Source organism: Vibrio sp. 1249-1 (genome assembly GCF_033340495.1).
This window is the reverse complement of the sequence record NZ_JAWOWJ010000007.1, coordinates 145,121-161,571: the sequence shown is the minus strand read 5'-3', so window position 1 is coordinate 161,571 and position 16,451 is coordinate 145,121. Positions and strand designations below refer to the sequence as shown.

The 16,451-nt window shown below is 42.2% G+C and carries 15 protein-coding genes and 1 riboswitch; of the genes, 3 read left to right on the top strand and 12 right to left on the bottom strand.

Annotated features, from left to right (window positions below):
* Nucleotides 1-131: 131 nt before the first annotated feature.
* The 10 genes from R7Z50_RS14775 to dnaN all read right to left on the bottom strand — a co-directional run bounded on the left by R7Z50_RS14775 (nt 132) and on the right by dnaN (nt 9,407).
* Complete coding sequence (locus R7Z50_RS14775) at nt 132-443, bottom strand: hypothetical protein (RefSeq protein ID WP_053409791.1); 312 nt, start codon at nt 441-443, stop codon at nt 132-134.
* Between the two features lie 15 nt (nt 444-458).
* Complete coding sequence (locus tag R7Z50_RS14770; protein ID WP_053409792.1) at nt 459-1,703, bottom strand: DNA cytosine methyltransferase; 1,245 nt, start codon at nt 1,701-1,703, stop codon at nt 459-461.
* Between the two features lie 62 nt (nt 1,704-1,765).
* The gene (locus tag R7Z50_RS14765; protein WP_053409793.1) at nt 1,766-3,790 is read right to left on the bottom strand and encodes an ATP-dependent helicase; all 2,025 of its coding nucleotides are present in this window, start codon (nt 3,788-3,790) and stop codon (nt 1,766-1,768) included.
* 254 nt (nt 3,791-4,044) lie between these two features.
* Complete coding sequence (locus R7Z50_RS14760) at nt 4,045-4,545, bottom strand: hypothetical protein (protein ID WP_139374582.1); 501 nt, start codon at nt 4,543-4,545, stop codon at nt 4,045-4,047.
* Nucleotides 4,546-4,554: 9 nt separating this feature from the next.
* Complete coding sequence (locus R7Z50_RS14755; RefSeq protein ID WP_053409795.1) at nt 4,555-5,181, bottom strand: hypothetical protein; 627 nt, start codon at nt 5,179-5,181, stop codon at nt 4,555-4,557.
* Nucleotides 5,182-5,371: 190 nt separating this feature from the next.
* The gene (locus R7Z50_RS14750; RefSeq protein WP_053409796.1) at nt 5,372-5,998 is read right to left on the bottom strand and encodes a hypothetical protein; all 627 of its coding nucleotides are present in this window, start codon (nt 5,996-5,998) and stop codon (nt 5,372-5,374) included.
* A 1-nt stretch (nt 5,999) separates the two neighbouring features.
* A complete protein-coding gene (locus R7Z50_RS14745) occupies nt 6,000-6,953 on the bottom strand; it encodes a TrbC/VirB2 family protein (protein WP_053409797.1) in 954 nt (317 codons plus the stop codon).
* A 333-nt stretch (nt 6,954-7,286) separates the two neighbouring features.
* Nucleotides 7,287-7,865 (bottom strand): hypothetical protein, encoded by a 579-nt coding sequence (locus R7Z50_RS14740; RefSeq protein WP_053409799.1) that lies wholly within the window; start codon nt 7,863-7,865, stop codon nt 7,287-7,289.
* Between the two features lie 69 nt (nt 7,866-7,934).
* Nucleotides 7,935-8,267, bottom strand: coding sequence for a hypothetical protein (locus tag R7Z50_RS14735; RefSeq protein ID WP_053409800.1), 333 nt, complete (start codon nt 8,265-8,267; stop codon nt 7,935-7,937).
* 3 nt (nt 8,268-8,270) lie between these two features.
* A complete protein-coding gene (gene dnaN, locus R7Z50_RS14730; protein WP_053409801.1) occupies nt 8,271-9,407 on the bottom strand; it encodes a DNA polymerase III subunit beta in 1,137 nt (378 codons plus the stop codon).
* Nucleotides 9,408-9,658: 251 nt separating this feature from the next.
* On the opposite strand from dnaN, the gene R7Z50_RS14725 reads away from it, so the two are divergent.
* The 3 genes from R7Z50_RS14725 (at nt 9,659) to R7Z50_RS14715 (ending at nt 14,366) form a co-directional block, all read left to right on the top strand.
* Nucleotides 9,659-10,687, top strand: coding sequence for a hypothetical protein (locus R7Z50_RS14725; RefSeq protein WP_053409802.1), 1,029 nt, complete (start codon nt 9,659-9,661; stop codon nt 10,685-10,687).
* Nucleotides 10,688-11,278: 591 nt separating this feature from the next.
* Entirely contained in the window at nt 11,279-12,298 is a 1,020-nt protein-coding gene (locus tag R7Z50_RS14720) for a RepB family plasmid replication initiator protein (RefSeq protein WP_053409803.1), read from the top strand.
* A 40-nt stretch (nt 12,299-12,338) separates the two neighbouring features.
* A riboswitch (cobalamin riboswitch) is annotated at nt 12,339-12,531 on the top strand.
* 11 nt (nt 12,532-12,542) lie between these two features.
* Nucleotides 12,543-14,366, top strand: a complete 1,824-nt coding sequence (locus R7Z50_RS14715) for a TonB-dependent receptor domain-containing protein (RefSeq protein ID WP_053409804.1) — start codon at nt 12,543-12,545, stop codon at nt 14,364-14,366.
* Nucleotides 14,367-14,468: 102 nt separating this feature from the next.
* On the opposite strand, the gene R7Z50_RS14710 is transcribed toward R7Z50_RS14715, so the two are convergent.
* Entirely contained in the window at nt 14,469-14,900 is a 432-nt protein-coding gene (locus R7Z50_RS14710; RefSeq protein WP_053409805.1) for a hypothetical protein, read from the bottom strand.
* 124 nt (nt 14,901-15,024) lie between these two features.
* On the bottom strand, nt 15,025-16,299 hold the full coding sequence (locus R7Z50_RS14705; RefSeq protein ID WP_053409806.1) for a PD-(D/E)XK nuclease-like domain-containing protein: 1,275 nt from the start codon (nt 16,297-16,299) through the stop codon (nt 15,025-15,027).
* Nucleotides 16,300-16,451: the final 152 nt, after the last annotated feature.

Sequence of the window (16,451 nt, the reverse complement as noted above, 5' to 3'; positions counted from 1 at the left end):
GTGGTACTCTTGATGCCAGATAGTTTGAGAGATAATTTGAAGGGAAGGAACTGGTTGCCAACCCATTCAATTGAACTGACAACAAGTATCTCTCACATTGGAAAACGCGCTAGATGGGAAATGCTTAGTGACTATTTGAAGAATTGGACATAAGCCACGAATGTAAGTAGAGCTGGACCAACTGAAAGGAAAAACACCACCATTGATTCATATGAATCGTATCTCAATAGGTCGATTGGCGTTTTCACTGGTTGTTGAACAACAACAGCCAATTTATGCTGCACCATCGTTCTAATTTTAGGGGTGACGATCCTGTACAGAGAGATGATGGCCAATAAGTTCATCGCTGCTATGACCAATTCAACCACATACGATGCCTTTACCGGATGCAGTAACAATGTAAAGACACCCATTTGCAGTACCAGATAAGCAAAATACTTCATTTGTGTTCCCTTCTGTTAATAAGCCAATCGTGTGTGATTATCTGGATAGCCTAACATACGTTCTGCAAACACGGGGTTAAGACCACCCTCAGTCGCGCCAAGGCGCTGCAGATCGCCTATCAAGCCACCGAGTTTACCGGGCCGTGACATTCGGCTACCGGAAGTAAAATTGTTGTTGCCGTCCTTAGCAATGCATGTAGACAACAAGTTCGGGAAAGTGGTTTTGGTCGGGTTAAGATTGCGATCGGGCTCTCCAGTATAAATGTTACCACCGATCAGAATGCCGCGTGATGGCATGTTCGTTACCAGTTCTAGATTGTTCATAGAAAAAATATCGAGTTGAGATACACCCCAGCCAGCAGCAAGTTTGGATGCCATGTAAGTTTCGTTCTTACGTGATTTTGGCTGTTTTGCTTTTACAGGGGCAAACTCAGCATCTGTGATGGCGTCAAATATTGCCTTAGCGATAGCTGGAACAATAGCATTGCCAACGCCGTTGATACGCTTTGTTCTCAGCTTAATTGAACGAGGCTCTTTTACCACGGCTGCATTGAGGATGTATTCAGGATCTTCTGATGGCAGGGGCATAAAGTGGTTCGGTTGCTTGTTCGCTTGCTTACGTACCGTATCGAAGATGCGGCGGTTACCACGAGCGACAGCTGTCGTTGGTAGATACGCGACGATATAAGTGCGATGGCGGTAATGTGGGTAGCCAAACGCAGTCGCTGCAATGACCTCCCACTCAACGATATAACCAAGTCTGTTAAGTTCCATAAGAATCACATCAAGCCCACGGTTTAAGAGGTTGCTTGAGTTTTCAAAAACCAAATACGGTACTTCCAAGTCTTCTGCGATATTAAGAATGTCGTGCACTAGGCCTGATCGCGCACCGTTGATGCCGATATGATTGCCTTTGGTATTAGCTGGAGTCACATCCTGACATGGGAAGCCAGCAGATAGGATAGTTGGGAAGGGCAATATTCCTTCCATAAAATCCTCCATACAAAGGCTTGTGAAGCCAGTTTCTTCAACTGGCACCTTATCCTCGTCTATAAGTGCTTGATGGCTGTGACAGGCGCGAGGAAGGCCAATTTCAGACACATCACCGCAGTTATCTAGATTGAAGTTACGGTCAATCAATTTTGTATTATATGGGTCGATTTCAGCGGTGCAAATCGTTTCTATAAGACCGTTTTGCTGTGCGGCAAGGTGAAACCCGCCTATACCAGTACATAGCTCTAAAAGTGGTAGTTTGTTCATTGTGATTGACCCATAACGTATTTGATATGGGTCAGTATCTGCTAGAAGTCTAATCGCACAAGTCAGCGTTGAGCGACCATAGCTTCGTGGTAACGAAGTGAGGTAGGCGTAGAGCGTTCAGGTAATTCGGTTCTCTCTGTCACGGCATTACAGAGAGCAATAGATAGATCTATTTCTGACTCACGAATGAATTTACTTGCTTTTGTAAGGTGATGTTCGCCATCTTGAGCTTTGGCGTGAAAGATCCGAACGGTTTTTTTAGCCCTTGTCATGCCTACATATGCCAGTCGTCGCTCTTCCTCTTCATCAACACCTAAACCAGTTTCTGACTTTTTCTTAATGGGCATGGTATCCGCATCCCAAAAAGGCAGTAGAACAAGGTCATACTCACAGCCTTTTGAACGAAAAATGGTTGTCAGTGTTACACCGTAATTATTCTTTGTTTGTTGTTGCGACAAATTGATGAGTCTTTGGAAGTAAGAGAGTGCATCCGCTGGTGAAAGCTTCAGGCTTCTTAATACGGTTGCAAGTGAGTTAAAACGCTCTTCGGCCTCTGCCAGTTCAGCATCACTTGTCGCGCTATTGGCCAACCATTCAGACATGTTTGACTCGTCAAGGTACGCATCAAAAACATCAAGGGCAGAGGCATCTTTCACTCCCTTCAATGTGTCGATGATATACAGGCGTTCCCTTACGTTTTCGTAACGGGTTTTGCTGGTGGTATCAGCTAATTGGATGGTATCGATCGCGGATACCCAATGCTCTACATCAATGCCACTTAAGCGGCGTGAAAGCTCCATCAGCTTCTTATTCGGCACGTAAGTATGAGGGAACCGGAGAAGGTCGAAAATAAGTGTGCTGCGCGCTTCCGAATCAAGCACCTTATCGTTTCCGGTTACAAAAGTTAGTAAAGTAGTGAGAAGCTTAATCTCTCTTGTGTTTGGTAATGCGAATTCTGGGGGCATTTTATACGGTACCCTTCGAAGCAGAAACGATAACTCAAAAAGCATCGACTGTGACCAACGGCGGATCAGGACGGCGCAGTCTGCAGGTTGTCCACCGGATTCTAAATGTTTGTTTATGGATTCGATAACGTCAGCTGCTGGCGTACCTGTAGGGCAGACTTCAACATTTGTAATTGGTGTACCTGGAGCAGAAACGGTCAAAGTGTCGAATCGTTCTTGGTTGTTCACAATCAGGTGGTTTGAAGCCAGAGATAAACGGTGACCATAACGGAACGTCTTACTTAATGTCAGCTTTGTACACGGCGGGAAATCTTTCTCGAAAGTTAGCATAAATCCCGGGTTTGAACCGCGCCAACTGTAAATCGATTGGTCAATGTCTCCGACCGCGATTAGAGAAGTATTCTGGGCCTTAATCAGCTTTACCAGCTCATACTGGGAGGCATTAATGTCTTGAAATTCATCAATCAAAATTTTAGAGAATTTTGACTGGTATAGAGTTCTTAACTGTCCGTCCTTGCGTAACAGAGCTACGGTTTCAGGACACCAGTCATCAAAGAACAATACTTTTTCGGCCATACGAGCCTTTTCAAACTCATAAAATGCAGGGATTAAAAACGAGTAAGTTTGGTTGATCCCCATAATGTTAAACACTTCTTTTACAGGTAACATCATCGCTTTCACGAGGCCGACAAACGACAATAGGGTATCTGCAGTTTTGCTATCACCAATAACGGATGCAATCTTCTTGCTTCTCGTGTTTGCGGCAATCACTTTAAGTGCAGACCTAGCTAATGACAGCTGGAATGGTCCAGTGTCCATGTTAAGTTCGAAGCCAATTCGATTCAGGTGGCCAGAATTACGCAAAACGCTGTAGCAAAAACCGTGAAAGGTTTTGATTAATGGAAGGTCTGCCAATCTTTTAGCTTTGATACGCGCAGTGAACTCGGTGGCGATGTCACTATTGAACATTAGGACGCACATATTGGTAGCCGGCATCGTTTTGACTTGTTCCAGAATGAACTCAATTAGAGTTGTCGTTTTGCCAGTACCTGGGCCTGCGTCAATAAGTGCATTTCCAGAGTTAAACGAGACAATGGCTTCTTGTTCGGACGTTCTATTCATTTGCTATACCTTTAAACTTTTCTCTATTCACTAGTATGCAGGCAGATATATATGCCGCAAGAGCCCTAAGTCGCTAACATCGGATTTTGATAGCGTGGTAGGTATATTCCTTAATGTACAGCAACCGGATTGAGAAATGCACTACTTAACGAAGTGCAAAACAGAGCAAGCCATTACCTCAAATAGCAGAAAAGGCGCACTATGTGCGCCTTTCGTTATGGATTAGAAATAGGTACCATTCTTTCAGTAGCAGACTAGGGTTGAAAATTTCCTTCTGCTTGTCGAATAGCTTTGTAGCGAACCATACCTTCGGTCAAAAAGATGATATTGGCCAAGTCATAGTAGGTGACCTTACCGCCCCGATAATCGTAGACCTGTTGTACTTTCTTCGTTATGAAATCCTCATTAACTTCGAGTACCAATTTTTCCAATTCATCGTAATGGTCAGGGGTGATCTCCCGGCCTTCATGCGGAACCAGCCAAACATTTAGCGGAGGATAGTTCTCAGGGTTTTTGTATACCTTCATCGTTACATTTGCTGACGATGCATGAAAATGGTCACCCGCGCTCTTAGTTATGTGTTGAAAGTACCAAATGGAAGCACCAATGACGATTGCATACAGATCAAATCCGTAAATGCCGATACCAAGTAAAAGTATGCCAGCTACTTGGAGTTTTCTAGCGTGTACCAATAGCAGTTTGGCTCTATCAGTTACCTTTCCAGATAGCTCCATTAGGAGCTTGTAATTGTTCAATTTCGGTACCTATTCTTTCGATGTTAAGTGGGACTCTGAGCGGTTGCGTGTTAATTCAATCCAAATTGTCGTTGAACCGTCATCACCACGATTAGATGGAGTAGGGCAAAAGTTCTCGTCAACTTGCTTTAGAAAAAGCTGTTCGCTCAAAAATTCCAAGCAACCGGTATCTGTCGCGGCCATATCAACGCCATATTCTTCGATTGATGGCATTGCTACTGTAACCGCCTGTACGGTGTAAAGATTGGCAATGTAAGCCCATTCATCGCTTTCAAATATGGGCGGCTGAGAAGGGGTTTCAGAGTCATAGATCACCAAGTCTGCATCTTGCTTATCGTGTTGAGATTCCAAACAGCTTGGTTTAGTAAAATGGATTAACACTTGGCTGACAGATGGGTCTGTGTAAACCCATAATTGCTCAGGCACTTCACGTTCATAGCGTGAACACTGTTCACTAGATGGTAAGAGCAAGTCTTTTGATTGTGCACTTAGCCACTGAGTTTCACCCTCTGAATACTGCAGCATTTCAAGAACGATGTTTTTAAGGTGAAAATCATTACCTATAAGATGCTTACCCAAAACGGATTCCATTTTATTTAGCTGGTCTTGAGTAGGGATAAAGTAGGGTTGAGCCATTTTGTTCTCACTTAGTCATTAACTCGTAATAACCAATACTTTAATCGGCAATCCGATTCCCGCAACAAGCTCTATTTAGAGTTAATGATAAATTATAACGCTTAAAAAAAATAGTGAGGTAGATTTTGTTGGTAGGAGTAATTCAAGGAGTTCCCAATAGGTGGGGGGAAGGGAACTCCTTTGGAGCTAATTATTGTGTCACATACTCATTTGAAAACTTGATTGACTCAAGTTCACTGATCAGCTCATTAAATTGAGAAGTATTGCCTGCCGATGTTTGTCTTACACACTCGGAAATGAGTGCTGAACGGTAAGACTCCGATAATTCAGCTAGTTTTTTCTTTTCAATTTTAATTGCCTGGCTATCGTCAGGAAGTCGATTAATCGCATTTAGTGAAGTAGTCATGATTTGGAAATAGCGTTCAGATGCATCAGCGAGAGTATCTTTACGGGAGTCTGATAGATTTCCCGATAGCCTCATATCCCAGTACATTTTTAGCAGTGATCTTGAGTCCTTTGCTAAAGGCGAATCTTCCAAATTATCTAGCTGAGATTCAACAACGTCCATTTGATAACGATGTAACGCGGAGAAGTACAACGCACCATACTGCTTTGCTTTTCGCTGTGTTGTAAATGCAACCAGTGCTATGTATGTCGAAAGGCTCGCTACTGCACATACAATCAATGCGATTTTTCCTTGCGATACTACAGCGTTGACTCCAAAGAAAATTGATAAGGCTAGTGCTGCGATATTTTTGGGGTCGATAGCTGCATTAAGTATGACTGTACGTAAAAGGTTTTTTCGTGAGTATTTCATGTCAATTTCCCAAGATTGTAGAAGCAATTGTTGATGCGTTAGCAAGGAAAAGCACAGCTAGGATACTAGAAGCAAACATAACTAAGTTGGGGCTAACAACCGAGAAGAAGATGACTCCCATGATGAATAACATCATCATAATTTTTACCAATGGGCCATCAAGCATTTTCACCATATTGTCTGCAACACTACAGAACGGAGAGCCATTGGTGTTCTCTAGACACTTATTAGAACTTGGTTGCTCTGGCTCAACGGAAATAGTCTGGGTATCTTCCTCTTGAACTGGTGCTTTCTCTGTGTTCTTAGTAATCGTGAGATCTGGTGACGTTTTGACGATTCGAGCTGCCAATTCCGATTTCACCAAGTCTTTCATTATCGAGTCATTAAATCGTGAGTAGGGATTTGATAGGCCGCGTTCAAGCAAAGCCGAAACTAATCCTAAATCTTGTTTACTGCTCTTACCAATACCCCAGTAGACAGTACCTGAATCCAGAACATCAGTACCAGTCACGTTCAATGCGTTAGAAACGAATGCCTTTACCACGTCAGATTCAACAAAGCTTGGTAGTGTTGCAATAACATCAGGATCTGATGTTCGATTGCCACTTAGTACAGCTACTACTTTGTAGACGTTTGTGTCCAACTTGGAAAGCTTCTGTATTACCACTGAACTATCTAGCTCACTGCCTTTAGAAATTGTTGAACAGTTTAAAATAAAGCCAAAATCATCTTTTGAAGTGACTTTGAGAGCACCTGGGCAGAACTCTTGATCAGCATATACAGATAGAATTGGGGGTGGAGCATTTAAGTAATCCACTAAACGGATAATCCCGGAGAACACAAACGAGAACAGTAGTACATAAACAAGGAACTTCTTGGCGTTAACCAAGTGTTTAGAATTTACTGGGTACTCGTTGAGCAAAAAAACACAATTTTGAACGTATGAGCTGTGCATTGATTCTCTCAAAGTAGTTGGTTGATTGAGAGAATCCTACCTCATAACATTAATTGTTGAAAGTGCAGTAGTTGAAAATCGGCCATTTTCAAAACTACAACACTTAACAATTAGCCCGTGAAGTAATTCATGCAGTAGTAGGTAAGAAGTAATACGAAAGCAATGAGAGTCCAGCCAATAACTTTAGATAACCGTGTGCCTCTTGAGTCTTTTTCAGAATCAATAATACGAATAACGGATGCGCCAATCCAATCAATAAACTCAAGTAAAACGCTCCGCATTAAGAACGATAATACCTTGAGTATGCCGCGTATAATGTCATCATCCATAGTCTCACTTCTGTGGCTTGCCAAAAATACTTTCTATTAGCACATCCACCCAACCGAATGGAAAAAGTTTTACCTTTTCCACTTCTGCTTCATTATGAGAAATTTTGGATGGCTTATTTACATGCTCTTCGAGAGCTTCCTCAAACTGGTTAGGGTTCTTTAAGAGGGTGTAAATAAGGGAGTTCGCGTAAGTGGTGTCACCCTCAAGTTCAAGATTGTTCTTTTCTGCATAGTACTTAGCAACGGCAGCTGATCTGGAGCGTCCAGCGTCACAGTGAACAATGATTTCTCTGATATTAGGTGATTCTTCGATACGCTTGAACATAAGCAAAATTTTGAGAGCGTGAACTTTACGGGCGCAACCGTCAAAATAATTCCAGAAGTCAGCGCCATACTCTGAGATTAGTTCTTCGTCATATGCTGCATCATCAAACCCAATGTGATCAAAGTATCCCCAATCTTCTTTCGGAACTTGAGAATCAACTTCCTGTCCAGCATCGTGAATAGAAATAAGTGCAATAGAATTGTCAGGTACTAGTTTTCTCGCATCTCTGACAGGCATGAATGAAATTTGATGAATCATAATACGCTCCGCATTAAATGTGTGAGCACATAATACACGGAGCGAATAGAAGTTTAAATTAGGAAATGATCAGGTGTGCGCGAGTGTGGAGGCAACTTGGAGCTTTTCTACCACAACACCGTTTGTATTGTAGTGATTAAGGTGTAGGTCATTGCCGTACTGGACTATTTCTACATGACCGGAATCGTCAGGTAGCAGTATCGCTGTTCGGTTACCCAGTTCGCTGTAAGTGAATGACGATTCATTTAAATCTGTCAAACCATCTGGAAAGCGCAAAACGCCTTCTACTTCATTTTCTCCGTGGAAGACTGTCATACACTTATCAGTAAGCGATACTTTAAAGTCTAATATACTGGCGACCCACTGATCGCCATTTAAAGTGAATTTATTGTTGTTCAGCATTCTCTAGATTCGCACTGGCATAATTAGTGATTTGCTTGTTACTACCTTTCCAACAGGTGATACACAGCATGACGCATTAGCTTCTGTGAATTCCATTGTTACGTGTTCAGTGTAAATGTGGCTTAGAGCATCAATCAGGTACTTAGGGTTAACACCGAAGTCATAAGTGATTGGGTCGCCAGATGTTTGAGCAGTGATCATGTCCTCACCTAAGCCATCTTCTTCATTATCAATCACAGTTTGTAGCTTAATACCGTTTTCGGTAGTTGAGAGTTTAACTTTAGGGAACTTGTCATCTGTTAGCAAAACAGACACGCGATTTAATACTGATAATAGCTCAAGACGATTAAATTTGATCTTGCTTGCGCATGTCTTAGGGAACATTTTAGAAATATCAGGGAACTTACTATCAATAAGGGCTGTGCGGTAAACAAGACCGCCCCAATTGAATTCAGCTCTTGAACCATTGTAAGCAATAGTAATTTCTTCCGCAGACTCGTTTAGGCGAGTAAAAACTGTCATTGAGTTGTAAGGGAGCAATAGACCCATTTTGTTTACTGCTTCACCTACTTGCATTTTGTTCACGCACAGGCGGTGACCATCACTCGCGTTAGCGAACAATGCACCACGATTAACGTTAAGGTAAACACCATTCAGATAATGACGCACATCGTTACGACCAGAAGCGTACAGCACGTTGGAAATTAGGCTCATAAACTCTTTAGCAGGAACGGTAAAGGTGCTCTCAACGTCTTTGATGATGTCAACTGTTGGGTAATCGGTTACTGGAATAGTTTTTAGTTGTAGGCGTGATTTACCGCAGCTCAATACTGCACGGTTTTTACCTTGTACTTCTTTGATTTTAACTTGTGTGTTCTTTGGTAGTGCGCGAGTCGCTTGAAACAGTTTCACTGCGTCAACACATAGACTGCCATTGCCTTTTACTTGGATCTCGTCTGTAGCACAAATTCGAGTAAATGACTGGTTGCCGTTAGAACCAGTGATTTGAAGTTGTCCGTTGTTCGCTTCAAGCAACACGAAATCAAATGATGAAATGCCTGTTTGACGGCTATCAGCGTTATTACAAGCGTGACCAACGAAGTTTAGCAGAGCTTGTTGTGAGTTTGATATAAGTTCCATTATTTGCCTCCACAGCATTTTGATAATTCGGGGTGGTTAGCCCGTCTGATATGAAAATATTAAGACACTTGCGAAAACGCGCAACTCTTTAAAACGCTACTTTTTGAAAATAAATTAATAATCAATATTTTGTTTAAAAACAGTGATTTATTATAAAATTCTGTGGGGTGGTACGATTTCTAGGTAACTGATCTGATTCAAAAAATTGTAAACTTACGAATTCAATAAATGTTGTGTAAGTGGTACTGGAAATGAATACAGAGTTAGACACAAACCTAAACCTTGAAGATCATCTAAACAAACTGATTGCTGGTGGACAACCGGTAGAATTAATTACTGCTCAAATGCTCCATGAAGTAGCTGGCAACTGTACGTTGGAACAATGTGCACGATGGTTGTTGGACTACAAAGAGACAAATGAACTCTCAGTGCGTGTTCAACAACCAGAATGGGTTGGAATGTTTATCGATAAATTGAAAGGGCTGGGGGATCAGATTTGGCCTCTAATCGAAAGTGAAATCCAATCACAGGTAGCAACTCAGGTTAGGGATAGAACTCAGGAGTTAGAAATCGCACAGACATCTCTAACGGATGCAAATGCGAAACTGGCAGATAGCGCGAAAGTTATTGAGAACCTGGAGCAGAAGCTAACCATCTCTGAACAGGCGAATGGTCAAATTCAAAACTTAATCCAGAATGTTGAATCTGCTAATGAAAAAGCCCTAAATGCTCTAGAAGAAAAAAACCAATTTTTCGAGAATCGCGTCCGGGATCTCGAAGCTAGTCTGGATACCTCCACGCAGCAACTGACTGAAACACAGGAACAGCTTGCTGAGTCACAAAGTCAGGTAAATACACTATCTGCAGAGTTAGATACCGCTGGTAGGAAAGCAAAAAAACTTGATGAACAGATTGAGAAGCTAACTAATCAGAATTCCGAGTTAGATTCTGAACTGGGGACAAACAAGAACCTGGTGAAAGATCTTAAATCCGAGCTGTCAGCACTTAAGAAAAACCGTAGCCCGGAAGAGAAGAAACTGGAGCGCTTACAGACCAAGACAGAAACACAGAAAACAGAAATAAAAAATCTAACTGACCGTTTGGTACAAGCAGAAGGGACTATAGAGCAATTAGCGAATCAAAACGCTAGACAAGGGGAGCAATTAGAGCGGTCTAGCGAAAGGCTCATTTTGGCCTCAGATGCTTGCATGAAGGCTTCCGAAGAGGTTGGGGTGCTACAAGGTAAGCTTGAGGTATATGAAGCACAGAAAGAATCCTAGAGCGTTTAAATCACCTGTATTCATAAACAGGTAATATTGAATTCGAGATCAAAAGTGAAAATTGATTCGTTCAATTAGATTTATAAAAACAAAAAAGAAAATAACAATTATTTTTGAATGTGGGTATGTGGGCAGCTTGCTGTCCATATATCCACATTTTTTTTGCGTTGGATATTGTGGGTTATAGCGAAGCGAAATCCACATATCCAAGGACATACATTCTTAAGGATCTTTCTTATGATCTTTCTTAAAAGATCTTATTAGGTTCTGCAATCCCTTATGTATCAATGCTTGTGGCGGTTTAGCCGTGACATATTGAAGGGTAAACGTGACAGATTGAAGGGGATAAATAGACAATGTGAAGGGATAGTCGTGACAGATTGAAGGGATGGAAACGCGGTTATTCATGGGTTATTCACAGGTAAAAAGTGGCCTTTAAAGGTTGAGCTGTAGTTCAAATTACTAACTTCTAGTATTTGCCTGTCACACACTTTGAGTATTCGAATTCAATAAATAGCGTTTTATGCTTGCTAATTGATAATTAATTAAATTAGAATTCGTGACTTCTATAATTCAGCTGTCACGAGTTTTATGAATTTGCCAATTAGCGTTAGTCAAAAACAAGCTAAATCCGTATACCTTAGACAGTCGAACGCACTGACTACGGCAGCGTATACACTCTCACGCAATGAAAAACGCTTGGTGTACCTTTCTCTGGAAAAAATCTTTAATGGTTCTGTTACAGAAGAACGAGGAAGGTTTGATGTAACTATCAACCACAGTGAGTATGCGCGGGTTTTTGATGAAAGCGATAAAAACATCAGCCGTGACATTGCCAAAGCATCAGCAGCACTGAATAAACGGGAGATAGTCTTCTATGTGCCAAGTGAAGATGCAGATAATGGCGAAAAGGCATTGGATGGACTCAGTTGGACAACCAAACGATCTGTACGTCCAAAACGCGGAACGACCGTTCTTTCATTCAACGCTGAACTAGTCGACTTACTTCGAGCTGATGGCCGATATACCGGCTATTTCCTCCATGTAGTTGCAAAGCTAAACAACCAATACGCATTGCGTTTGTATGAATCTATCCGTCAGTGGGTGACATTGAAACGAAATGCTAAAGACGCCGAAAAAGGGGTTGAGCGTTCGGTCACCTTTGGTATTGACTGGCTTATTAACCGATACGAGCTACCTGCATCATACCAACGCATGTCTGATTTTAGACGCCGATTTCTAATTCCTGCCGTCACTGAAATTCATAACAAGTCCGATATTTGCTTATCGTATGAAGAAAATGCAGCCAAAGGCGGCCGACGTAATTCTATCGTTTCTATCACTTTTCGTTGGATAGAAAAACAAGACCCATTTAAGGATGACTATCTGGGCTTTGAAGATTTCACAGACGTAACAACACCTCCAGTTCGTGATGAACTTGATGATGATGTTTGGGTTGAGCTCGGGTTGGTATATCTGGATTCATTTAGTGACGAAAGCCAATTGCCCTCAGTTGAATGGGCTATGGACTTCTTAGTTACATATCAAGCTGTACGAGGCGAATCCCCGCCTAAGAAACTTAAAGATTCACTACTCAACTTGGTTGCTTAACCGGGTAGGGACGGCTTTGCCGTGTGTAATACGCTCACTATTGAGCACATTTGTAATTGGTACCGGGAATCTAGGTGAGAATCCTATGAACTGACGTCGCAGCGGTATTTGATGACGCAGGCTTTGTATCACACTGCAATTCGTTTTTGTGGGAAGTGAAAGTCAGCGGTGAATGGAAAATATTCCTTTCAGATTCATAAGTCCGAAGACCGACCATTTTTATTTTAAACGCGAAGGAAAACACATGAAATACACTTTAATTGCATCTGCTATTGCTACGTTGGTTTCGACATCCGCATTTGCAACTGCAACTGACACCACTGAAACTATTGTTGTTACAGCAAACCGTGTAGAGCAGGGCATCAACGAACAATTGTCTCCAATTGACGTGATCTCGAAAGAACAAATCAAAGACTTAAAGGTTGAGTCTTTAGCAGAATTGTTAAAGCGTCTACCTGGCATTCAAGTGGCCAACAATGGTGGTCCTGGCGCAACAAGTAACTTTTATATCCGCGGTCGTTCAGGACGTAACGTACTTGTGATGATTAACGGTATTCGTGTCGGTAGTTCAACAACAGGTACAGCTAATCTCAATGCATTACCGATCAAGAGTGTTGAACGTATTGAAATCCTTCGTGGACCTCGTGCATCTGTTTATGGTTCTGATGCCGTTAGTGGTGTTATCAACCTGATCACAAGTGAAAAAGGTAGCGATGCAAGCAGTGTTTCAGCGGGTATTGGTTCTAAAGGTCGTCGTGACGCGAACGCGAGTTTAGCGACTTCTTCTGATAACGCATGGTTTAGCATTTCTGCTAATACACAAAGTGCTGACGGCTATAACGTATTACCAGATAGTACAAACCCGGTGAACACGGATGATGATGGTTACAACAATACATACGCAACCGTAGATGGTGGTTATCAGATTAATGATCAGCTAACAGTTAAGGGTACCGCTTACTATCAAAACGGGAAAAATGATTTTGACAGTGGTTACACTACAGGTGGCGCTGATCAAAGCGAAGACACGACTTACAATCTAGGTCTTGTCACTGAGTACCAAGGTTCAAATCTTCTATCATCGCTGACTGTTGGCCACAACAAAGACAAGTCTGAATCGTATGGTAATGGTTCGGATGCTAGCGATATTTCTACCACACGTAGTGTGATCACTTGGCAGAACAACTACGCCCTGAATGATTCTACGAATTTAATGGCTGGCCTTGAGTACAATAACGAGAAAGTAGATAACGTTAGTATTGATTATGTGGACGATGACCGTCAGACACAATCTGTATACTTTGGTACCTCTAAGTCTGGTGAAGACTATCTGATTGAGGGTAATGTACGTCTGGATGATAGTGATGCATACGGTACATTTACAACATATCAACTTGGCGCAGGTTATGACATCGATGATTCGCACCGTTTAACGGCTATGTACGGTACTTCGTATAAGGCACCTACATTCAACCAGCTATACTGGCCGCGTCAATGTGATGTTTGGGGTTGTTACGAAGGAAACGCGAACTTAGAGCCAGAAGAAGCGCAATCAGGTGAAATTGCACTTGAAGCGAACTATGACTTTGCAGATCTGCGTGTTGCTTACCATCACTCAGAAATCGAGAACATGATTTCTAGTGCGAACTCAAGCCTTGATAACATCGGTAAGGCACAGGTTAAAGGCGTAGAGTTTGTGGCAAGCTTTGACACCTTCGGTATTTATCATGAGGTTTCTTACGACTACCTTGATGCAAAAAACAAAGATTCGGATAAGCAGCTAGTTCGTCGCGCTCGCAACAGTGCTAAGTGGAACATGTCTTACGAAATCTCAGACTTCAAGTTTGATGTAAGTTACTTGTACCAAGGTAAGCGATACAACGATGCATCAAACAAAGTTGAACTTGGCGGTTATTCACTGACAGACATTGCTATGACGTACCAGATCACTGAGCAACTTTCTTGTGGTGCTAAAGTGGGTAACGTATTTGATAAAGAATACGAGACAGTTAAAGGCTTCGTAACACCTGAGCGTAACTACTACGCTAACGTAACATACGATTTTTAATCTAGGTCACTGATCGACAGGTAGTAAAAAGGGAGCATCATGCTCCCTTTTTTATTGGATTAATAAGTTAGAAACTTTGAATGGTCATTGAAACGAAAGGTATCAATTACGTAGGAACTTTTCATTGGTAAACATGGCCTCGATTGTATCGGCAGGGAATACAAAGCTCTTGCCTTTGTTAGCTCCTTCTACACACGATCCGATAAATGGGTTTTTTCGTGCTCTGGAGTTGAATCCAGTTAATACATACCACTCGCCATTGCATTTAAACTCACGTTTTATCTTTTCTTCGTTAAGGTATGGGAACGCATATAAATACGATACAAGCGTTTTGTACTCAGGTGATACAACAGTGCCATCTTCTGAGGTGCCAAGCATGGTGATTTTAGCTGTTGCTTTAGAACCATCAGGATCGTAAGACATATTACCTACTTCAATAGTTACACCAGTCTTTCTCTTAATTTCTTCAAACGCTAGATTAAGTTCTGAACGAAGTGTTTGGCACATTTTTTTGTCGATTTTGATTGCAGTCATTTGATTTCTCACAGTGTTTTGGTTAGTTGAGCTTTTATTTTCTGCCAACTTGCTAAACGCGCAACAGGGCAAATAGACCCCTTTGAGTAAGGTTGAGTTGAGTGCTCAAAGGGGAGGTAGGGAGTTAGACGCGACCGCGTTTTGGCAATGTCAGTAAAGTACTGCCATTTCTCTGTGTGTATCCCGGCCAGTCATTTTCTTCTAGTGAACGGTGTAGATTTTGAATGTGACGATGGAAGTTTCTCTCAGCAATTTCCCAATCGGCATCTGACAACTCAAACACTTCGCAAATGTCTGCATCTAGATATTCCACAGCAACGAAGGGGAAGACGTTGATTGGGCAGGGTATACCAGCCAATCTACCGACATAGGTGTACATGTAAGCCTGTAGGTCGTACCCAAGATCACCAAACTGATAGGCAGCCATTAAAGGATTGGCGCTGCGTGTAGTTTTTACATCAGCTGGAACACCATCTTTAGATAACCAGTCGAAACGCACCTTAAGCATCATTCCTGTTTCTGGACATTGAGCAATGACAGACAGTTCAGCGAAGCCATTTTGCAAAATGGTATTTGCCCACTCATGGTTGCGTACTGTTTCACAAGCGCGGTGTGCATCATCCCAAACAATAGGGTCAATCGGTGTTTTCTCTAGTAACGGTTTCACCTGATCGTCAGTCATGCAATCTACTAGCGAAGGTCGACCCGTAGAGTCAGCTTGTACCTCTAATGCTTTAAGTACAGCTGGCTCACCTGAGTTATCAATTAAGTGACGCTTTTGCTGTTCTTCAAATATAAGTACTGATGGATCAGCTTGTAGGATACGTTCGGTTAGAGCGGCTTTAGTGCCTGACACTGCCAGTTTCAGTTCTTTACACTTCTCTCTAAGGTCGTCAGTAGTGTGTAAGCTGTTCTCATGCTCAACAGGATTAAGTAAGCGATAATAGCGGTCATAGAAGCCTTCTGGCTCCAATATAAGCTCATGTGAGTATGTACCTGCATCGTAGGTGCGCTCAGTAGTTTTAGCTGTACGTTTACGGTCGATTTTGTCGATGTAAGCTCGCTTGTAGTGTGCAGGTGACTTTGCGTATTTTTTTACTTGGCTGGAACTGGTCGCAGGTAGGGAGTGATAAACCTCATTAGGCATATCGGCATAGATGCCAGCCACAAGGTTGCCATTAGCATCGAAGAAATTTGGATTACCAGCTGTGTCATATGCAGGGGTAATTACAAACGGTAAGCCTTCATTAAGCTTCGCTGCCGCAATGTCATCGTCTGTGAAGAAAAAGCCATTACGCGCCACTGTAGTTGGTTGTGGTGCGTGTTGAGATAAGAATGCCTCAACACTAGCCATATGCGCTGCGTCAAACTTATCATCTGTTAGGAAAAGCCCGTTCATAAATAAACCCTTAATTCGTAATTACTCAACTCAGGGATTATTCTCAGGTATGTTACGGATCGCGCAATCACGTAGATTGCGAAAAGTACGGTGGTAGTGAGTGGGGTAGTGGTAATGGCGATTGAAACAACCGCCACTACGGATGCAATCTG